The sequence below is a fragment of the Paracidovorax wautersii genome (genome assembly GCF_900113035.1).
Lineage (GTDB): Bacteria > Pseudomonadota > Gammaproteobacteria > Burkholderiales > Burkholderiaceae_C > Paracidovorax > Paracidovorax wautersii.
This window is the reverse complement of record NZ_FONX01000005.1, coordinates 183,299-202,191: the sequence shown is the minus strand read 5'-3', so window position 1 is coordinate 202,191 and position 18,893 is coordinate 183,299. Positions and strand designations below refer to the sequence as shown.

Here is an 18,893-nt window from a genome sequence, read left to right as displayed (position 1 = left end):
CTCACCGACGCCTCAGGGCTCCACCGGCGCGCCCACCGCCTGGTAAAGCGCCACGCTGTCGCCCAGCAGCGTGCCGTAGGCCGCCGTGCGGGCCGCGCTGGCCTGCAGCCAGGCCTGCTGCGCCGCGAGCATCGACGGCCGCGAGGCATAGCCCTGGGCGAGCTGCGCGCGCGTCAGCTCGTATGACGAGCGCGTGGCCGCCACGCTGGCATCGGCCGCCTGCAGCGCGCGCTGGTCGATGGAGAGCGCATAGAGCGTGTCCGCCACGTTCTGGAAGGCCGTCAGCACCGCGCCGCGGTAGCTGGCGGCGGCGGCGTCGAACTGCGCCTCGGCCACATGCTGGCGCGCGGCCAGCGTGCCGCCGTCGAAGAGCGGCGCCAGCAGCCCGGCGCCCACCGACCACACCACGTTGCCGGCCGAGAACATGCTGCCGAAGTTCGTGGCGCCGCCGCCGTAGGCCGCCGTGAGCGAGAGCTGCGGCAGCCGCGCCGCCTGGGCCACGCCGATGGCGGCGCTGGCGGCATGCAGCGCGCTTTCTGCGGCGCGCACGTCGGGCCGCTGGGCCACCAGCTGCGAGGGCACGGCCTGCGGCAGCGGTGGCGCAGCCAGATCGGCCAGCCGCAGGGACGACAGCAGCGGCAGCTGCGCATCGGGCGTGCGGCCGGTCAGCACGGCGACCAGGTTGCGGGTCTGCTCCAGCTGCTTTTGCAGGGGCGGCAGCGCCTGCTGGGCCTGGCTCAGCAGGTTCTCCTGCGTGGCCACGTCCAGGCCGCTGGCGTAGCCCGAGCGCTGCAGGTTGCGCATCACGCGCAGCTGCTCCTGCATGGCCTCGACGGCCTGGCCGGTCCGGTCCACCTGCTCCTTGAGCGAGGCGGCCTGCAGCACGGCGCCCACCAGGTTGCTCACCAGGGTCTGGCGGGCGCCTTCGAGCTGCCAGCGCTGCTGCTCGGCCGAGGCCTCCAGCGATTCGACCTGCCGCCGGTTGCCGCCGAAGAGGTCCGGCGTATAGCCCACGCTGAGCTGGGCCGTGCGGTAGTTGAACACCGTGTCGCCCGAATTGAGCGGCGACTGCTGGGTGCGCCCGGTGTTCTGCCGGGTGTTGTTCTGGCTCAGCTGCAGCTGCGGGTAGTAGGCGCCGCGCTGGGCGGCTGCACTTTCCTGCGCCGCGCGCAGGGTGGCGCGGGCGGCGGCCACCGTGGGGTTCTGCGCCAGGGCTTCTTCCACCAGCGTGTCGAGCGGCTGGCTGCCGAACACCTTCCACCACTGCGCGGTGGCAGGCGCCGTCTGCCGGGGCAGCTGCAGCGCGTCGCGCGTGAGATGGGCCGGCAGGGGCGTGGCCGGGGCGGCGTAGTCGGGGCCGACGGCGCAGCCGCCCAGGGCCAGTGCGGCGGCGGCCACCGCGGCGGCGACGGCTGCGCGCCGACGGATCATGTGGACATCAGACACGCTTGCCTCCCAGGCCCTGGCGACGGTTGGACGATTTCATGCGCCGCAGCACCAGCAGGCGCAGCGCGGGCACGACCAGCAGCAGGAACAGCGGGCCGATCAGCATGCCGCCCACCACCACGGTGGCCAGCGGCCGTTGCACCTCGCTGCCGATGCTGTGCGACATGGCGGCCGGAAACAGGCCGATGCAGGCCGAGAGCGCCGTCATCAGCAGGGGCCGCATGCGGCTTTCATAGGCTTCGGTGATGGCCTCCGTCGCATCGCGGCCGGCCTGGCGCAGCTCCTTGAAGCAGGTCAGGATCAGGATGCCGTCCATCACCGACACGCCCAGCAGCGAGATGAAGCCGATCACCGCCGACACGCTCAGCACCTGGCCCGACACCCAGAGCGCCAGGATCCCGCCCAGCACGGTGAAGGGCACGGCCGCCAGCGTGAGCAGGCTGTAGGCGAAGTTGCTGAAGAGCGCGTAGAGCAGCACCACGATCAGCGCCACCGCGAGCGGAATGGCGACCAGCATGCGCGCCTTGGCCTGCTGCAGTTCCTCGAACTCGCCGGCATAGCTGATGCGGTAGCCCTCGGGCAGCTTGACCTGTTCGGCCACCTTGCGCTGCACCTCCGACACCGTGCTGCCCAGGTCGCGCCCGCGGGCGCTGAACTTGATCGGGATGTAGCGCTCGTTGCTCTCGTGGTAGATGTAGGTCGCGCCCGTGTCCAGCGAGATGGTGGCCACGTCGGTCAGCGGGATGAAGGCCGTGCCGCCGCCGCTGGTGGTGTAGCCGATGCGCAGCGCGCGCACCGCATCGATGCTGCCGCGCTGGTTCTGGGGGAAGCGCACCGTCAGGCCGAACTGGCGGTCGCCCTCCATCACCGTGGTGGCGCTGGTGCCGGCCAGCGCCGCCTGGATGGTCGCGTTCACGTCGCCCGTGTTCAGCCCGTAGCGGGCGGCGCGGGCGCGGTCGATGTGGATGTTCATGTTCGGCTGGCCCAGCGTGTGGAAGGTTCCGAGGTCGGCCACGCCGTCGATCTGCCGCATCACGCCCATGACCTGGTCGGCCAGGTGTTCCAGCGTGGGCAGGTCGGGGCCGATGATCTTGACCGAGTTGGCGCCCTTCACGCCCGAGAGGCCCTCCTCCACGTTGTCCTGGATGTACTGCGAGAAGTTGAAGCCCACGCCCGGGAATTCGTTGTCGAACTTGGCCTGCAGCTCGGCCACCAGGCGTTCCTTGGTCATGCCGGCGGGCCATTCGTCGAAGGGCTTGAGCGGCGCGAACAGCTCCACGTTGTTGAAACCCGAGGCATCGCTGCCGTCATCGGGCCGGCCGTGCTGCGACACGACGGTGATGACCTCCGGGTAGGACTTGATCAGCTCGCGCATACGGTTGACCTGGGCCGTGCCCGCCTCCAGCGAGATGGTGGGCGGCATGGAGGCGCGGATCCAGAGGTTGCCCTCTTCCAGCGCGGGCAGGAATTCGCTGCCCAGCCGGCTCGCCAGCAGGCCGCCGGCCACCAGCGCCACGCAGCCGATCACGACCGTGGTGCGCGCATGGGCCAGCACCCAGTGCAGCGCGGGCTTGTAGGCGCGGTGGATGCTGCGCACGATGAAGGTCTCCTTCTCCTCGATCTTGCGCGGCAACAGGTAGCTGGCCAGCACCGGCGTGATGGTGAAGGTGGCCAGCAGCGCGCCGGCCAGGGCGTAGCCGTAGGTGCGCGCCATGGGCCCGAAGATCTGCCCCTCCACGCCCTGCATGGTGAAGAGCGGGGTGAACGCGGCGATGGTGATGCAGGTGGAGAACAGCACGGAGCTGTCCACCTGCCGCGCGCTCAGGTAGATGGTGCGCAGCCGGGCCGTCCAGCCAGTGGCGGGGTTGAGCGCGGCGCCGTCGGGCTCGCGCGCCAGCGCATGCAGCGCCGTGGACTGCTCGGCGCGGCTGCGCTGGAAGTTGCGGAAGATGTTCTCCACCAGGATCACCGCGGAGTCCACGATGATCCCGAAGTCCACCGCCCCGAGCGACAGCAGATTGGCCGATTCGTTGGTCAGCACCAGGATCATGATGCTGAAGAACAGCGCGAACGGGATGTTCACGCTCACGATGATGGCGCTGCGCAGGTCGCCCAGGAAGATCCACTGGATGAGGAACACCAGCAGGCAGCCGAACACGAGGTTGTGCAGCACGGTGTGCGTGGTCACGTTGACGAGCGCCGAGCGGTCGTAGTAAGGCGCCAGATGCACGCCGGGCGGCAGGCTGTGGTCGGTGTTGATCTTCTCCACGGCCTGCTCCACCCGGGCCATCACGTCCTTGGTGTGCAGCGTGCGGTTCATGATGACCACGCCGGTCACCACGTCGTTCTGGTCGTCGCGGCCGGCCTCGCCCAGGCGCGGCACCGTGCCTTCGGAGATGCGCGCCACGTCCTTGACCTGGATGGGCAGCCCGTTCTGCTGGCTGATGACCACGTTGCCGATGTCGGCCAGGTTCTCGACCGCGCCCAGGCCGCGGATGTTGACCGACTGGTCGCCCACGCTGATGGCGCGCCCGCCCACGTTGAGGTTGGCGTTGCCGATGGCCGAGATCAGCTGCTGCAGCGTCACGCCGCGCGATTCCAGCAGCTTCGGGTCGGGCTCCACGTGGTATTCCTTGGTGGTGCCGCCCCAGGTCACCACCTGGGCCACGCCCGGTACGGTGAGCAGCCGGCGCTGGATGACCCAGTCCTGCAGCGTGCGCAGCTGGGTCAGGCTCATGCCCGGCGGGCCCTTGACCTGGTAGCGCAGGATCTCGCCCACCAGGCTGGAGGCCTGGATCTGCGGCTGCACGTTGTTCGGCAGGCTGACGTTGGACTGCAGGTTGTTGGCCACCTGCGAGAGCGCGAAGTAGTAGTCGGTGCCGTACTTGAAGGTCACGCGCACGAACGACAGGCCGTAGAACGAGGTGGAGCGGATGTTGTCCACGCCCGGCGTGGTGGCCAGGCCCACTTCCATCGGACGGGTGTAGTAGCGCTCCATTTCCTCGGCCGAGAGGCCGGGCGCCTGCGCGGTGATCTCCAGGATCACCGGCGCGGGATTGGGGTAGGCCTCCACGTTGAGGTGGAGGAAGGCGATGACGCCGGCGACCATGAAGGCCAGCAGGCCCAGCAGCACGATGGGCCGGCGCGATAGCACGAAGGCCAGAAGGGGTCGAAACACGGGGGAGGCTCCTGCAAGGAATCGGCGGACAGAAGCGCGCCCTTATTCGGCGTCGGTCTCGTAGAGGTTGCTCAGCATCAGCGCGTTGCGGCGCGCGATCCGGTCACCCGGCTGCAGGCCGGCGGTGATCTGCACCTGCCCGTCCTCGCTGTGGCCCAGGGTCACGGCGCGGCGCTGCAGCCGCACGCCCAGCGGGTCCTGGGCGCCCTGCGCCACCCAGACCACGTTGGTGCCCGAGGTCTCGCGCACCACGGCCGTCGCGGGCACGGCCGTGCCCTGCTGCGGCGCGGCCAGGGTGATGCGGAAGTCCGCCAGCATCTGCGGGCGCAGCAGGTGGGCCGGATCGGCCACGTCGGCGCGCACGGCGAAGCGGTGCGTGCCGGCATCGACCGTGTCGCCCACGTAGCTGATGCGGCCGTCGAAGACCTTGTCGGGCCAGGCCTGCACGCGCACGCTGACCGGCAGGCCGACCTTGTAGTGGGCGAAATCCGATTCGGGCACGTTGGCCACCATCCAGAGCGTGCGCAGGTCCGACACCGTGACCGGTGCGGGCGAGGCGGCGGGCTGGGTCAGCAGGCCCGGCTGGGCGGCGCGGGCGACGACGCGGCCCTCGATGGGGCTCTTGACCGGCATCTCGACGTCGATGGCGTGGTCGCGCTCGATGTGCTGGATGTCGGCTTCCGAGAGGCCGAAGAGCTGCAGCGTCTTGCGCGCGGCGCGGTAGGCGGCGTCGGCCGCCTGCTGGTCCGACAGGTTCTGCTGGTATTCCTTCTGGGGGATGCTGTTGTCCGCCACCAGGGCCTGCGCGCGGCGCAGGGTCTCGCTCGCCGAGCGCAGCGTGCCGGCCGTGGAAACCAGCGTGGACGCGGCCTGCGCGATGTCGGGCACGTTCACGGTGTAGAGCGTCTGCCCGGCGCGCACGTTGTCGCCGGCCTTGACCAGCACCCGCGCGATGCGGCCCGCATAGGCGGTGGTGACGGGCACCGTGCGGTCCTGGTCGAAGTCGATGTTGCCGATGGCCTGCTGCACGTCGTCGAAGGCGCGCTGGCCGGCCGGTCCCAGGTCCAGCGTGACGGACTGGCTGTTCGAGACGCGCACCACGCCGGGCGCCACCTTGCCCGCATGCGACAGCTCGGGCGTGCCCTCCTGCGGCGCACCGGCCGCGGCCGATTCGCGGGACGGGAGCAGCAAGACGGCCGCAGACACGGCAATGGCCAGCATGGCGGCGGCGCCGGTCCCCCAGGCCAGCCGGTGGCGGGAGAGCGAAGAATTGGTTTCCATGAGTCGCATCCGGTTGCAAGACCTCACCACGAGGCCTTCGAGCGGCGCGATTCTTCGTGGTAAACCCTTTGTATTGGCTTAATGCCCGCCGGGCTGCGGCGGGCGGGCGGCTGGAGCGCCTCGCCCGCCCCTCGCGGCTCAGGCGCCGCGCACCAGAAGCCGCACACGGGTGCCGCCCTGCGGCGGCACGTCGGGCATGGGCAGGTCGCCGCCCATCTGCCGCAGGGCCTTGCTGGCGATCGGCAGGCCCAGGCCCGAGCCTTCGGAGGCCGAGGCATCGCCCCGCCAGAAGGGCGCGAGCATGTTCTCGCGCTGCTCGGGCGGCAGCGAGGGGCCGTCGTCCTGCACCTGCACGCACCAGCCGCCGCCGGGCAGGGAGGGCTCGGGCAGCAGATCCACCTGCACCCGGGCGCCGCCATAGCGGATGGCGTTGTCCAGCACGTTGGCCAGGGCTTCTTCCAAGAGCAGCGGCAGCGCCAGGGCCTGCGGACCGTCGTCGGCGCCCTCTGCACCCTCTAGGCCCTCCTCTTCCCGCAGGCCGGCGCCGAGATGGATCGCCTTGCCGGCAGCCGCCGCCGCCTGGGCATGGCGCCCGGCCACGCGCCGCACCAGCGGCGCCAGCGCGACGGGTTCGGCGGCCGTGGCACCGGCGCCGCTGCTGTGGGCCAGCGACAGCAGCTGGCGCACCAGGCGGGTGGCACGGTCGGCGGCGGAATGCAGCTCGAAGAGCACCTCCGCATCGGGCGGCTGGTGCGGGTCGGCCTGGTGCACGCGGCGCAGGTCCTCCACCAGCAGGCGGATGCCGGCCACCGGCGTGCGCAGCTGGTGCGCGGCGTCGGAGATGAAGCGCCGCTCGGAATGCACGGCCTCGGCCAGCCGGCGCAGCAGGTCGTTGGTGTGCTGCACCATGCTGCGCAGCTCGTCGGGCACCTCGTCCAGTGGCAGCGGCGAAAGGTCGTCGATGCCGCGCCGCGCCATGGCCTGGCTCACCGCCTGCGCGGGCTCCAGCCCGCGGCGCACGCCCGTCAGCACCAGGGGCACGATCAGAAAGCCCAGAGCGATGGCGGGCAGGAAGATCGCCCAGGCCAGTTCCTTGCTCAGGATCTGCCGCTTGAGCACCGATTCGCCCACGATGACCCAGACCCCCGGGGAGCCCGCGCGCTGCACGTGCATCGCCACCTGCCGCAGGTGGCCCCAGGGCGTGGCGTGGTCGAAGAAGACGGAATCGCCAGCCGCCTCGCCCTGGCCCTGGCTCAGGTGGACGGGCAGCGAGAGTTCGGCATTGCCGGCCAGCACGATGCCTTCGTCGGTGCGCAGCGTGTAGCGCGTGGGCGCGAAGGAGTCATAGACCATCGAGGCCGCGGTGTGCGAATCGACGCCCAGGCGCGGGCCGGCCGCATCCCAGCGGATCTGCGACGCCAGCGCCACCGCATCGTCGTGCAGGGCCCGGTCCATCACCAGCTGGGTGGCGCGGCCCGTGAGCCAGAAGGCCGCCAGCGATGCCAGCACGGCCGAGATGACCCAGGTCCAGAGCAGCGGTGCGACCAGCTTGCGGCGCAGGCTGGTGGCGCGGCGCCAGGTCCAGGGGCCGATCCGCTTCACGGCTGCTCCGCTTCCATGGCGTAGCCCACGCCGCGCACGGTGACGATGGCCACGCCGCTGTCGGCCAGCTTGCGCCGCAGCTTCAGGATGTAGATCTCCACCGCGTTGGCGCTGAAATCGGTCTCCCAGGTGGACATGGCCGAGACGATGCGGTTCTTGGGCACGGCCTTGCCCGGCGAGGCCATCAGCAGCTCGACCAGCGCGGCTTCGCGCGGGCTCAGCGGCAGGCGCTCCTCGCCCCGGCGCAGCTCGCGGCTTTCGGTGTCGAAGCTCAGGGCGCCGATGCGCAGCAGGTTGGTCGCCAGGCCCTTGCTGCGCCGGCGGGTGATCGCCCTGAGGCGCGCCACCAGCTCCACCGATTCGAAAGGCTTGGCCAGGAAGTCGTCGGCGCCGTCGTTCAGGCCCTGCACGCGCTGGCTGAGCTCGTCGCGTGCGGTGAGGATCAGCACCGCCAGGTCGCGCCGCTGCTCGCGCCAGCTGCGCAGCACCTGCAGGCCGTCGCGCCGGGGCAGGCCCAGGTCGAGCACGGCCGCGTCGTAGTCGGCCGTGGCCACGGCGGTGAGCGCCAGTTCGCCGTCGGTCACCACGTCCACCTGCCAGCCTTCGGATTGCAGCATGCGGCGGATGCCCAGGCGCAGCGCCGGATCATCTTCCACGACAAGGATTCGCATGGGGATCGCCCTCCATCAAGCCTCGGGTTGCGGCCGCCCGCAAAAAAGCCCGGCGGACCGGGCTTGGGTTCGTGCCTGCCATGGCGGCGCAGGTGCTGCGGCCGCCGAAGGGGGTCAGACCGGTGCCAGCGTCACTTCGACGCGGCGGGCTTCGGCGTTGTTGCCGTCGGCCTGGGTGACCTGGGGCTTACGCAGCTCGATCTTCTCTTGCGGCACGCCGGCGGCCACCAGGGCTTCGCGCACGGCCAGTGCGCGCTGCTTGGCCAGCTCTTCGTTGGCGGCGGCGTCGCCGGTCGCGTCATGGAAGCCGGACACGATCACCGAGCGGCCGTTGGACACGGCGCGGGCGATGTCGGCGAGGGCCGGCTGGGCTTCGGGCGTCACGGCGGCGCTGCCCGTGGCGAAGTAAAAGCGCACCACGGCGCCATCGACCACCACGCGGGCGACTTCGTCGTTCACGGCCACCACGGGGGTACCGGCGGGCTCTTCCACCACGGCGGCGGGTTCGGCGCGGGCATGGCTGCGCTGCTTGTACACGGTGACGCCCACCACGGAGCTCACCACCAGGGCGATCAGCACGAACACGAGCCCAAGGGCGAAACGTTGCTGGCTGTCGTCGTCGGAACTGCTGAAGGACATGGTGAAAACTCCGTAAATAATGATGGGTTGGACAAAACCCGCAAATTGTAGAGTCTCCACATGCCTTCGATAGCCGCTCCCGTGCGCGACCCCGCTCCGATGCTCGAGGCGACGCTGGCCGAATGGGGGGGCACCACGGACCTCTGGATCTTCGGCTACGGCTCGCTGATCTGGCGCCCCGACTTCGATTACGCCGAACGGCGCCCGGCCAAGGTGCACGGCTGGCACCGGGCGCTGAAGATGTGGAGCCGCGTGAACCGGGGCACGCCGGAATGCCCGGGGCTGGTCTTCGGCATGCTCTCGGGCGGCAGCTGCCATGGCATGGCCTACCGCATCGAACGCAAGCTCGTGCCGCAGATCATGCCGCCGCTCTGGCAGCGCGAGATGGTGCTGGGCGTCTATGACCCGCGCTGGGTCACCTGCCAGACGCCGCAGGGCCCCGTGCGCGCGCTGGCCTTCACCCTCTCGCGCCGCAGCCCCAGCCATGCCGGCGTGCTGCCCGATGCCGAATACCGGCGCATCTTCAGCGAGGCGGCCGGCATCTACGGCACCACGCTCGACTACGCCCAGGCCACCTACGACGAGCTGCAGCGCATGGGCATCGACGACCAGGCGCTGGGCCGGCTGCTGGCGCTGGCGCCGCGCCCGGGGGCAGACGAAGGCCCGCGCTGAGAACCCATCGGCTCCGTCCGACGTGGCCCCGCGCTCGGCATGGTGGATGATCCGCGGCGCACACCACCATCAGGAGCCATTCCATGCGATCGACTTCCCGCCTCTTCCTGCTCGGCCTCGGCGCCGCGGCCCTTGCCGGCTGCGCCAGCATGTCCCCCACCGGCCCCGCCGCCACCGCGCAGCTGCAGCCGACGCGCGGCAACCAGACCACGGGCGATGTGCGCTTCGTGCAGCAGGGCGACCTGGTCCGCGTGACGGGCGAGGTGCGCGGCCTCAAGCCCGGCACGGAGCACGGCTTCCACGTCCATGAAAAGGGCGACTGCTCCAGCGGCGACGGCAACAGCGCAGGCGGCCACTTCAACCCCACCGGCAAGCCACACGGCCACTTCGGCCATGGCGACCACCACACGGGCGACCTGCCCAGCCTGGTGGCCGACGCGAACGGCGTGGCGCGCTTCACGTTCGAGACGCGCAGCTTCACCGTGGGCAGCGGCGTGACCGACATCATCGGCCGCGGCCTGATCGTGCATGCCAATGCCGACGACTACGTGACCCAGCCCACGGGCAATTCCGGCGCGCGCCTCGCCTGCGCCGTGATCCAGGCCGCCAAGTAAGCCTGCCGCGCGCCGTTGGGGCGCGCCCGGGCAGGGGTCATGCGGGCACAATCCCCCGCATGACCGCCAGCCATCCTTCCTCTTCTTCCCCCTCCCCCGCTCCGCTGTCGTCCGCCGTCGCCGACCTGCGCAAGAGCTACGAGCGCGCCGAGCTCAGCGAAGACGCCTCCCACACCGATCCGCTGCGCCAGTTCGACCAGTGGCTGAACGAGGCCGTGGCTTCCCAGATTCCCGAGCCCAACGCCATGACCCTGGCCACGGTGGGCGCGGACCTGCGCCCCAGCACCCGCGTGGTGCTCATCAAGGGCTACGACGAGCGCGGCATCGTCTGGTACACCAATTACGACAGCCGCAAGGGCCGCCAGCTGGCGGGCAACCCCTTCGCCGCGCTGCAGTTCCACTGGGTGGAGCTGGAGCGCGTGGTGCGCATCGAAGGCACGGTGGAAAAGGTGAGCGACGAGGAAAGCGATGCCTATTTCGCCAGCCGGCCGCTGGATTCGCGCATTGGCGCCTGGGCCAGCCCGCAAAGCCAGGTGATTTCCGGGCGCGGCGTACTGGTCGCCAATGCGGCGCGCTACGGCGCGCAGTTTCTGCTCAACCCGCCGCGGCCGCCGCACTGGGGCGGCTACCGCCTCAAGCCCGAGCAATGGGAGTTCTGGCAGGGCCGCAAGAGCCGCCTGCACGACCGGCTGCACTACCGGCTCGAAGCCGGCGCCTGGCTGCGCGAACGCCTGGCGCCCTGATCTTTCCGCTGGGCCTGCGGCCTCAGCAGCTGCCGCTCAGTGCGGCAGCCAGCGCGTGGCCGCCAGCACCAGCGGCAGCGTGAGCAGCGCGAGCCCGGTGGATATGGCGATGCTGGAGGAAACCTCGTCCTGCATCACGCCGTAGCGCTGGGTGAAGAGGAACACGTTGGCGCCCACCGGCAGGGTCGCCACAGCGAACATCACGGCCACCGATGTGCCGCTCAGGCCCAGCGCCCAGGCCAGCGCGAAGACCAGCATCGGGTGCACCAGGTTCTTGACCAGCGCGATGCCCAGCGCCGCGCGCCAGTGCGCCCCGATGCGGCTGTAGGCCAGGGTGATGCCCACCAGCAGCAGCGCGATGGGCCCGAGCGCGGAGCCCAGCACCTGCAGGGGCTTGTCCACCACCTCGGGCAGGTGCCAGCCGGTCTGCGCCAGCACCAGGCCCGCCAGGATGGGCAGCGGCACCGGGTGGATGATGCCGTTCTTCACCGCCAGCAGCACCGTCCAGGCCATGGGGCGCGGCGTGGCGAGGCCCGCGCGCTGCTGCTCGCGCGCTTCGGCCAGCTCGAAGACGATGGTGGCGCCGGTCAGCAGGATCAGCGAATGCAGCGAGATCAGCGTCAGCAGCGTGACCAGCCCGGCCTGGCCGTAGAGCAGCCCGATCAGCGGCACGCCGATCATCAGCGTGTTGCTGAACATGTGGGCCAGGCCCCGCGCCGCCGCCCGCGTGGAAAAGCCGCAGAAGGCCATGGTGCCCGCGAAAAGCAGGCTGCTGGCGAGGAAATACAGGCCCACCGGCTCGAAGTCCAGGTCCTGCACGCGCACGCCGGCCATGGTGCGAAACAGCAGCGCCGGCGTGAGCACTAGGAACACGATGTTCGAAAGGTCCTTGATGGCTGCGGCGCGCACCCAGCCGATGCGGGCTGCGCCGAAGCCGATGCCGATGCCCAGCAGCACCGGGATGAGGGAGGAGAAGACGGGGGAGTTCAAAGGCGGGAGCGGGCGGAAGGCGAAAGCCGCAGCACAGGCGTGACAGGCAGATGCATGGCGGGCAGGTGCGCGATTATCCGCCGCCCCGGGGCCACGGGCGGGCGCAGGAGCCCCGCAATGCGGCCCTGCCCGCTCAGTCCACCACGGGCTCCGAGATCTCGATGAGGTTCAGGTCCGGGTCGCGCACGTACACCGAGCGGATGCGGGACACCGCGCCCGTGCGCAGCACCGGCCCCTCGGCGATGGGCACGCCCAGCTGGCCGAGCCTCTCGATCACCGCGTCGAGCGGCACCGATGCCAGAAAGCACAGGTCCAGCGCGCCGGGCACCGGCGTGTGGGCCTTGGGCTCGAATTCCCGGCCCTTGACGTGCAGGTTGATCTTCTGCGCGCCGAAGGCGAAGGCCCGGCGCTCCACGGGCGGCGAGCCGCCCACGAAGCTTTCCAGGCGCATGCCGAGCACGTCGGTATAGAAGCGGATGCAGGCCGCCTCGTCGGCGGTGGTGAGGACGAGGTGGTCCAGGCTGCGGATCATGGTCGGGCCCCGGTTCAGTCGGCGTAGATGCCTGCCTTGCGGATCACCGGGCCCCACTTGGCGATCTCGGCCGCGAGGTGGGTGCGCAGGCCTTCGGGCGTGATCTTGTCGGGCGCGGGCACGTCGGAGCTCAGATCGGTCAGCCGCTGGCGCACCGCCGGGTCCTGCAGGGCCGCATTCAGCGCCTCGTTGAGCTTCCTGATGACCGCAGGCGGCGTGCCGTGCGGGGCGTAGAGCCCGTGCCAGACCTTGACGTCGAAGCCCTTGAGGCCCTGCTCGTCCAGCGTGGGCACATTCGGCAAGGCGGCCAGGCGCTGGGGCACCGTCACGCCCAGAACCTTGACGCGGCCGTCCTTGATGAAGGGCACGGTCTGCGTGGTCTGGTCGCACAGCAGATCCACCTGCCCGCCCAGCAGGTCGTTGATGGCCGGGCCCGTGCCCTTGTAGGGCACGGTGGTCAGCTCCTCGCCGATCTGCGACATGAACAGCAGGCCGCACAGGTGCGACACGGCGCCGAGGCCGGCATTGGCCAGCGTGACCTGGCCCTGGTGGGCCTTGATGTAGGCCCGCACGCCCTGCAGGTCGTTCGCCGGGAAGTCCTTGCGCGCCAGCAGGGTCATGGGTACGTCCACCACCTGGCCGATGGGGTCGAAGTCCTTGACCGGGTCGAAGCTGAGCTTCTTGTAGAGCGCTGGCGCCGTCGCCATGCCCATGTGGTGCAGGAAGATGGTGTAGCCGTTGGCCGGCGCGCGTGCCACCTTGGCGGCGGCGATGGTGCCGCCCGCGCCCGCGGCGTTCTCGACGATGACCGTCTGGCCCAGGGACTTGCCCATGGGCACGGCCAGCATGCGCGCCACCACGTCGGTCGGCCCGCCTGCGGCGAAGGGGATGACCAGGGTCACGGGCTTGTCCGGAAAGCTCCCGGCCTGGGCCTGGGCCTGCGCGTTCGCGGCGCCCGCATGGGCCAGCGCCCAGGCGGCGGCGGCCGCACAGGCCAGCGCGGCCCAGCGGCGCAGGCCGCGCCGGGTGGGAATGGGGGAAGTGGCGAGCGCTTGCATGGCAGTTGTCTCCTGTGATGGTGATGTGGCTGACAGAGGAAAAACGGTGCGGGCGGGATGCGCGGCGCCGGCCCTTTCAGCCCGGCCGCTGCAGCACCAGCTGGGTGACGCAGCCCTGCCCGCTATGCAGTGCGCCTTCGCGCACCTCGCGCCAGCCGGCCCATTGGTGCAGGACGGTGCAGCCGGTGCCTGCGAAGTCCTCGCGCACCTCGGTCAGTGGCGGCAGCAGCTCCGCCGTCTGCGGACCGCCCGTGGACTGGCCCAGCTGCCCGGGGCCGTAGGCCTCCCAGAGGAATAGCCCGCCCGGGCGCAGCGCCTGCGCCGCGCTCCGGTGCAGGCGCCGCCGCGATGCGGCAGGCAGGTGCAGGAAGATGGAGACGATCGCGTCCCAGCCAGCGCCGCCAGTTGCGGCGGAACCCCAGTCCATGCGCGTGACGTCTTCGGTGAGGGTGGCTATGTGCACGCCGTGCCTGCGGGCCAGCGCTTCGGTCTTGGCGCTGCCAGCGGGCGCGATGTCCACCGAGGTCACGTCGCAGCCCTGCCGGGCCAGCCACACGCCGTTGCGGCCTTCGCCGTCGGCCAGGCAGAGCACGCGGGCGCCGGGGCGCAGCGCGGGCAGGTGCTGCACCAGGAATGTATTGGGCTCCGTGCCATAGACGTAGTCGGGCGCGCCGTAGCGCTGGTTCCAGAAGGTGCGCAGGCGCTGCTCCGGGGCCTGGGCGGGCGCGGGCTGGGTGCTGCGGCCGTCCGTCATGCCACCACCACCGCCTGCGGCGCATCGCGCAGGATGAGTTGCGCAAGCGCGAGTACGGGCGCATCCACCATGGTGCGGTCAACCTTGCAGACCCCGCCCTGGGCCTGGGCGCTGGCCTGCTGTACGCGGCGCGCCCAGTCGAGCTGCGCGGAGGAGGGCGCGAACGCCGCATGCACGCCGGGCAGCTGCGCCGGATGGATGCACAGCTTGCCGCCGAAGCCGAACCGCCGCGCGCGGGCCGTGTCGGCCGCCAGCCGCTCGGCATCGCCCACGGCGGTGGTCACGCCATCGACGGGCGGCGGCAACCCGGCGCGGCTGCTGGCCAGCACCAGCGACCAGCGCAGCGGCGCCAGCTCGGCTTCGTCCGGGCCGCAGGCCATGCCCAGATCGGCCTGCAGGTCGATATGGCCCAGGGCCAGGCGCAGCACGCCAGGCGCGGCGGCGATGGCGTCCAACTGCGCCGCGCCCTCGGCGGTTTCGATGAGCGGCAGCAGCGCCATGCCCAGGCGGACGGCCAGGGCGCCGAGGAGCGAGCCCGATTCGGCCTTGGGGACGACCAGCGCTTCCAGCCCGTCGCCGGCGAGGCGCTGCGCCAGGGCGATGTCTTCGGCGTGCTCCTGGGTCGCCATGCCGTTCACGCGCACCGCCACGCGGCGCCGGTCGGCAGGGCCCACTTGGCTCCAGGCGGCAGCCAGTGCAGCGCGCGCGGCCGGACGGGCGGCCGGCGCCACCGCGTCTTCCAGATCGACGATGACGGCATGGGCGCCGCTCGCCAGCGCCTTGGGCAGGCGTTCGGGCCGGTCGGCGGGCACGAACAGCAGGCTGCGCGCCGCGGCCAGCGGGTGGGAGTGGCGGTCGGGGCTCATGCGCCGCCCTCCTCTACGGCCGGCAGCAGCCGGCCCACCGCAGACCAGCCCGCCACGCCCCACAGGCGCTCCACGGCCGCCTGCATGGTCGCAGGCGGTACGCCGCCCGCGTGCTCGGCCAGCCGCAGGGCCTTGGCGGTGATTTCCGCGCGGCTCAGCGTGTTGCCGGGGTCGCCCTTGGGCTCGTCCACCCGGCCGTGGAGCATGCGTCCGTCGGTGGTGATGACGGTGACCTTGCCGATCCAGCGGCGCGGATAGGCCGCGTCCACCTCGGCGTCCAGCGCCATCTCGACCATGCCGCACAGCGCCTGGGTGGCGCGGCTCCGGTAGTGGGCATCGAATTCGGCGAGCCCCGCGTGCCCGTACTGCGCCACCAGCGCCAGCACCGTGCCCATCGAGAACTTGCTCTGGTGCACGGTGGCCGGGTTCGTCACCGGCCCCAGCACGTCGATGGCGCCCTGGTGGACGTGCGTGACCACCCGCGCCAAGTCCTGCGGGCCGAGGCCGTGCGCCTGCATGACCTGCAGCAGCGCGTCGGCCGCGGGGTGCGTGTGGCGGCAGCTGGCGTGGTATTTGAACGAGGTCTCGGCCGTGGCCCAGCGCGTGCCCAGGCCATCGGCGAGGCGCGCCGGATCGGCGTCGATGGACATGCCGGCGGCCATGCCCTGCGGGCCTTCGAGGATTTGCGCCGCGCCCGTGAAGCCGTCGGCCGCCAGATACGCCGCCATGAGCCCCGCCCCGGCAGCGTGCGCCGTATGCAGCTGCTTGCTGTCGGCGGCGGTGCGCAGAAATTCCCACAGTCCGGCGGACTGGGTGCCGGCCGAGCCGAAGGCGTGCCGCATGCCGGTCGCATCCAGGCCCAGCAGGCGCCCCACGGCAGCGGCGGCCGCCAGCGTGCCGGCCGTGCCGGTGGTGTGGAACACGCGGTAGTGCGAGCGGCCCAGGAACTCGCCCACGCGGATGCCGACCTCGTAGCCCGCAACACAGGCGGTGAGCAGCTCGCGCCCGCTGGCGCCCAGGGCCTGCGCCACCGCCAGCGCGGGCGGAAAGACCACAGTGGCCGGGTGGAAGACCGAGCCGTTGTGGACGTCGTCCTGCTCGGCCACGTGCGATGCGGCGGCATTGGCCTGGGCGGCGGCATACGGGCTGGTGCCTGTGGCCGAGCCGATCACCTCGCAAGGCCCGGTGTCCGGCCCCTGCGAGCGCGCGAACCGCGCGATACTGGCCACGGGCCGTGCCGCATGGCCGGCCACGGCGGAGCCGAACCAGTCCACCAGCAGGTCTTCGGTGCGGCGCACGACGGGTTCGGGAATCTGCGAGAAGCACAGGTCCGCCGCGAAGGCGGCCAGTGTGGCGCCGGGGCTTTCCGGGGCGTCGGGGTGAGTGGAGATCATGGTCAAAATGGCCTCTTGCGCTTTATCCGCCTGGGCATATAGCTATTGATTTGATAGTGAATCGGCGCTGATCCACTACACGGCGCCGGCGGCCCGCCAGCGGGCGATGGCCTCGTCGGCGTAGCCCAGCTCGTGCAGGACGGCGTCGGTGTGCTGGCCGACGGCGGGAATGGCGTCCATGCGGTAGTCGAAGCCCGAATGCCGCCCCGGCGGCAGCAGCGCGGGCAGCTCCCCTGCGGGCGAATCCACCTGCCGCCAGCGGCCGCGGGCCTGCAGCTGCGGGTGGGCCCAGAGCCCGGCCATGTCGTTCATGCGGGCGTTGGCGATCTGGGCGTGGTCCAGCCGCTGCAGCACCTCCTCGGTGGTCAGGCGCGAGAAGGTGTCGAGGATCAGCGCCTGCAGTTCCTCGCGGTGCGCGTTGCGGCGGGCGTTGGCGTCGAAGCGCGGGTCGGTGGCGAGTTCGGGCGCCTGCAGCACCAGCTCGCAGAACGCCTTCCACTCGCGCTCGTTCTGCAGGCCCAGCATCACGGTGCCGCCGTCGCCGGCCGCGAAGGGGCCGTAGGGGTAGATGCTGGCGTGCGCGGCGCCGGCACGCGGCGGCGGCGGTGCGCCGTCGAAGGCGTAGTACATGGGGTAGCCCATCCACTCGCCCAGCGATTCGAGCATCGAGACATCGATGTGCCCGCCCTGCCCCGTGCGCCCGCGCTGCAGCAGCGCGGCCAGGATGCTGCTGTAGGCATACATGCCGGCGGCGATGTCGGCCACCGAATTGCCCGACTTGGCGGGCTCCCCCGCGCTGCCGGTGACCGAGAGGAACCCGGCCTCGCTTTGAATGAGCAGGTCGTAGGCCTTCTTGTCGCGGTAGGGGCCATCCTCGCCGTAGCCGGAGATGTCGCAGACGATGAGGCGCGGGTGCTGCGCGGCCAGGCTGGCGTAGTCCAGGCCCATGCGCGCGGCGGCGCCCGGCGCGAGGTTCTGCACCAGCACGTCGGCGCGGGCGATCAGGGCCTTGAGCGCTTCGAGCGCCTCGGGGTGCTTGAGGTCCAGCGCCACGCTTTCCTTGGAACGGTTGGTCCACACGAAGTGCGACGACAGGCCCTTGACGCGCTGGTCGTAGGCGCGGGCGAAGTCGCCGCTGCCGGGGCGCTCCACCTTGATGACGCGCGCGCCGAGGTCGGCGAGCTGGCGGGTGCAGAAGGGCGCGGCGATGGCGTGTTCGAGCGAGACCACGGTGATGCCGTCGAGCGGACGGACGGATGCGGCGGGTGCTTTCATGGCAGCGGCCTTCAGAAGGAACGGGGCAGCCCGAGCACGTGCTCGGCCACGTACGAGAGGATCAGGTTGGTGGAGATCGGCGCCACCTGGTAGAGCCGCGTCTCGCGGAACTTGCGCTCCACGTTGTATTCGCAGGCGAAGCCGAAGCCGCCGTGGTATTGCAGGCAGACGTTGGCCGCCTCCCAGCTCGCCTTGGCCGCGAGGTACTTGGCCATGTTGGCCTCCTTGCCCATGGGCTGGCCGGCGTCGAACAGCTCGCAGGCGCGCCAGCGCATGAGGTTGGCGGCCTCCACCTCGATGAAGGCTTCGGCGATGGGGAACTGCACGCCCTGGTTCTGGCCGATGGGCCGGCCGAACACCTGCCGGTCGCGTGCGTAGCGGGTGATGCGGTCGCTGAACCAGTAGCCGTCGCCGATGCATTCGGCCGCGATCAGCGTGCGCTCGGCGTTCAGGCCGTCGAGGATGTACCTGAAGCCCTGCCCTTCCTGGCCGATGAGGTTCTCTTCCGGGATCTCCAGGTTCTCGAAGAAGAGCTCGTTGGTCTCGTGGTTGACCATGTTGGCGATGGGCCGCACGGTCATGCCGCTCTTTTCGGCCTGGCGCAGGTCCACCATGAAGATGGACAGGCCCTCGCTCTTCTTGGCCACCTCGGGCAGCGGCGTGGTGCGCGCCAGCAGGATCATCCAGTCGCTGTGCTGCACGCGGCTGATCCAGACCTTCTGGCCGTTGACCACGTAGCGGTCGCCGCGCTTGACGGCCGTGGTCTTGATCTTGGTGGTGTCGGTGCCGGTGGTGGGCTCGGTCACGCCCATGGACTGCAGGCGCCATTCGCCGCTGGCGATCCTGGGCAGGTAGTGGGCCTTCTGCGCCTCGGAGCCATGGCGCAGCAGCGTGCCCATGTTGTACATCTGGCCGTGGCAGGCGCCCGCGTTGCCGCCCGCGCGGTTGATCTCTTCCATGATGACCGAGGCCTCGGCCAGGCCCAGCCCGGAGCCGCCGTATTCCTGCGGGATCAGCGCGGCCAGCCAGCCGGCGCGGGTGAGCGCATCGACGAATGCCTCGGGATAGGCGCGCTGCGCGTCGATCTGGCGGTGGTACTCGTCGGGAAATTCGGAGCACAGGTCGCGCACCGCGTCGCGGATGTCCTGGTAGCGGTCGGAGGCAATGGTGTTCATGGA

General features: G+C 71.0%; 17 protein-coding genes. 3 read left to right on the top strand and 14 right to left on the bottom strand.

Annotated elements, in window-relative coordinates; translation table 11 throughout:
* Positions 1-12 precede the first annotated feature (12 nt).
* The 6 genes from BM070_RS09815 to BM070_RS09790 all read right to left on the bottom strand — a co-directional run bounded on the left by BM070_RS09815 (position 13) and on the right by BM070_RS09790 (position 8,817).
* Positions 13-1,446 (bottom strand): efflux transporter outer membrane subunit, encoded by a 1,434-nt coding sequence (locus BM070_RS09815; RefSeq protein WP_245785168.1) that lies wholly within the window; start codon positions 1,444-1,446, stop codon positions 13-15.
* On the bottom strand, positions 1,439-4,624 hold the full coding sequence (locus tag BM070_RS09810; protein ID WP_092939408.1) for an efflux RND transporter permease subunit: 3,186 nt from the start codon (positions 4,622-4,624) through the stop codon (positions 1,439-1,441). The genes BM070_RS09815 and BM070_RS09810 overlap by 8 nt, the downstream gene beginning before the upstream one ends.
* A gap of 42 nt (positions 4,625-4,666) precedes the next feature.
* Positions 4,667-5,905 carry an efflux RND transporter periplasmic adaptor subunit gene (locus BM070_RS09805; RefSeq protein WP_092939407.1) on the bottom strand — a complete coding sequence of 413 codons (1,239 nt, stop codon included), beginning with the start codon at positions 5,903-5,905 and terminating at the stop codon, positions 4,667-4,669.
* 138 nt (positions 5,906-6,043) lie between these two features.
* Positions 6,044-7,507: a sensor histidine kinase gene (locus BM070_RS09800; RefSeq protein ID WP_092939406.1), complete on the bottom strand. Its 1,464-nt coding sequence runs from the start codon at positions 7,505-7,507 to the stop codon at positions 6,044-6,046.
* Positions 7,504-8,178, bottom strand: coding sequence for a response regulator transcription factor (locus tag BM070_RS09795; protein WP_092939405.1), 675 nt, complete (start codon positions 8,176-8,178; stop codon positions 7,504-7,506). Before BM070_RS09795 ends, BM070_RS09800 begins: the two co-directional genes overlap by 4 nt.
* Positions 8,179-8,292: 114 nt before the next feature.
* Complete coding sequence (locus tag BM070_RS09790; RefSeq protein WP_092939404.1) at positions 8,293-8,817, bottom strand: OmpA family protein; 525 nt, start codon at positions 8,815-8,817, stop codon at positions 8,293-8,295.
* Positions 8,818-8,877: 60 nt separating this feature from the next.
* Here BM070_RS09790 and BM070_RS09785 point away from each other — a divergent pair, with 60 nt between their 5' ends.
* From BM070_RS09785 to pdxH, 3 genes are all read left to right on the top strand, one after another.
* Positions 8,878-9,489 (top strand): gamma-glutamylcyclotransferase, encoded by a 612-nt coding sequence (locus tag BM070_RS09785; RefSeq protein WP_092939403.1) that lies wholly within the window; start codon positions 8,878-8,880, stop codon positions 9,487-9,489.
* Between the two features lie 83 nt (positions 9,490-9,572).
* On the top strand, positions 9,573-10,103 hold the full coding sequence (locus tag BM070_RS09780; protein WP_092939402.1) for a superoxide dismutase family protein: 531 nt from the start codon (positions 9,573-9,575) through the stop codon (positions 10,101-10,103).
* Between the two features lie 59 nt (positions 10,104-10,162).
* Complete coding sequence (gene pdxH / locus BM070_RS09775; protein WP_092939401.1) at positions 10,163-10,846, top strand: pyridoxamine 5'-phosphate oxidase; 684 nt, start codon at positions 10,163-10,165, stop codon at positions 10,844-10,846.
* A 36-nt stretch (positions 10,847-10,882) separates the two neighbouring features.
* On the opposite strand, the gene BM070_RS09770 is transcribed toward pdxH, so the two are convergent.
* The 8 genes from BM070_RS09770 to BM070_RS09735 form a co-directional block, all read right to left on the bottom strand.
* The gene (locus tag BM070_RS09770) at positions 10,883-11,836 is read right to left on the bottom strand and encodes an AEC family transporter (RefSeq protein ID WP_092939400.1); all 954 of its coding nucleotides are present in this window, start codon (positions 11,834-11,836) and stop codon (positions 10,883-10,885) included.
* Between the two features lie 133 nt (positions 11,837-11,969).
* On the bottom strand, positions 11,970-12,368 hold the full coding sequence (locus tag BM070_RS09765) for a VOC family protein (RefSeq protein WP_092939399.1): 399 nt from the start codon (positions 12,366-12,368) through the stop codon (positions 11,970-11,972).
* Between the two features lie 14 nt (positions 12,369-12,382).
* Positions 12,383-13,426: a tripartite tricarboxylate transporter substrate-binding protein gene (locus BM070_RS09760; RefSeq protein WP_092939398.1), complete on the bottom strand. Its 1,044-nt coding sequence runs from the start codon at positions 13,424-13,426 to the stop codon at positions 12,383-12,385.
* 76 nt (positions 13,427-13,502) lie between these two features.
* Complete coding sequence (locus tag BM070_RS09755) at positions 13,503-14,180, bottom strand: SAM-dependent methyltransferase (protein WP_092939397.1); 678 nt, start codon at positions 14,178-14,180, stop codon at positions 13,503-13,505.
* Entirely contained in the window at positions 14,177-15,046 is an 870-nt protein-coding gene (locus tag BM070_RS09750) for an HpcH/HpaI aldolase/citrate lyase family protein (protein WP_092939396.1), read from the bottom strand. The genes BM070_RS09755 and BM070_RS09750 overlap by 4 nt, the downstream gene beginning before the upstream one ends.
* Positions 15,043-16,440, bottom strand: a complete 1,398-nt coding sequence (locus tag BM070_RS09745) for an MmgE/PrpD family protein (protein ID WP_092939395.1) — start codon at positions 16,438-16,440, stop codon at positions 15,043-15,045. The genes BM070_RS09750 and BM070_RS09745 overlap by 4 nt, the downstream gene beginning before the upstream one ends.
* 75 nt (positions 16,441-16,515) lie before the next feature.
* Entirely contained in the window at positions 16,516-17,715 is a 1,200-nt protein-coding gene (locus BM070_RS09740; RefSeq protein WP_092939394.1) for a CaiB/BaiF CoA transferase family protein, read from the bottom strand.
* Positions 17,716-17,726: 11 nt separating this feature from the next.
* Positions 17,727-18,890 carry an acyl-CoA dehydrogenase family protein gene (locus BM070_RS09735; RefSeq protein ID WP_092939393.1) on the bottom strand — a complete coding sequence of 388 codons (1,164 nt, stop codon included), beginning with the start codon at positions 18,888-18,890 and terminating at the stop codon, positions 17,727-17,729.
* Positions 18,891-18,893: the final 3 nt, after the last annotated feature.

Bases quoted from the DNA above. Each gene is read 5' to 3' on its own strand.
- BM070_RS09785 (WP_092939403.1), top strand. From the start codon at position 8,878: ATGCCTTCGATAGCCGCTCCCGTGCGCGACCCCGCTCCGATGCTCGAG.
- BM070_RS09755 (WP_092939397.1), bottom strand. From the start codon at position 14,180: ATGACGGACGGCCGCAGCACCCAGCCCGCGCCCGCCCAGGCCCCGGAG.
- BM070_RS09805 (WP_092939407.1), bottom strand. From the start codon at position 5,905: ATGGAAACCAATTCTTCGCTCTCCCGCCACCGGCTGGCCTGGGGGACC.
- BM070_RS09790 (WP_092939404.1), bottom strand. From the start codon at position 8,817: ATGTCCTTCAGCAGTTCCGACGACGACAGCCAGCAACGTTTCGCCCTT.
- BM070_RS09735 (WP_092939393.1), bottom strand. From the start codon at position 18,890: ATGAACACCATTGCCTCCGACCGCTACCAGGACATCCGCGACGCGGTG.
- BM070_RS09745 (WP_092939395.1), bottom strand. From the start codon at position 16,440: ATGATCTCCACTCACCCCGACGCCCCGGAAAGCCCCGGCGCCACACTG.
- BM070_RS09765 (WP_092939399.1), bottom strand. From the start codon at position 12,368: ATGATCCGCAGCCTGGACCACCTCGTCCTCACCACCGCCGACGAGGCG.
- pdxH (WP_092939401.1), top strand. From the start codon at position 10,163: ATGACCGCCAGCCATCCTTCCTCTTCTTCCCCCTCCCCCGCTCCGCTG.
- BM070_RS09780 (WP_092939402.1), top strand. From the start codon at position 9,573: ATGCGATCGACTTCCCGCCTCTTCCTGCTCGGCCTCGGCGCCGCGGCC.
- BM070_RS09740 (WP_092939394.1), bottom strand. From the start codon at position 17,715: ATGAAAGCACCCGCCGCATCCGTCCGTCCGCTCGACGGCATCACCGTG.
- BM070_RS09795 (WP_092939405.1), bottom strand. From the start codon at position 8,178: ATGCGAATCCTTGTCGTGGAAGATGATCCGGCGCTGCGCCTGGGCATC.
- BM070_RS09760 (WP_092939398.1), bottom strand. From the start codon at position 13,426: ATGCAAGCGCTCGCCACTTCCCCCATTCCCACCCGGCGCGGCCTGCGC.
- BM070_RS09750 (WP_092939396.1), bottom strand. From the start codon at position 15,046: ATGAGCCCCGACCGCCACTCCCACCCGCTGGCCGCGGCGCGCAGCCTG.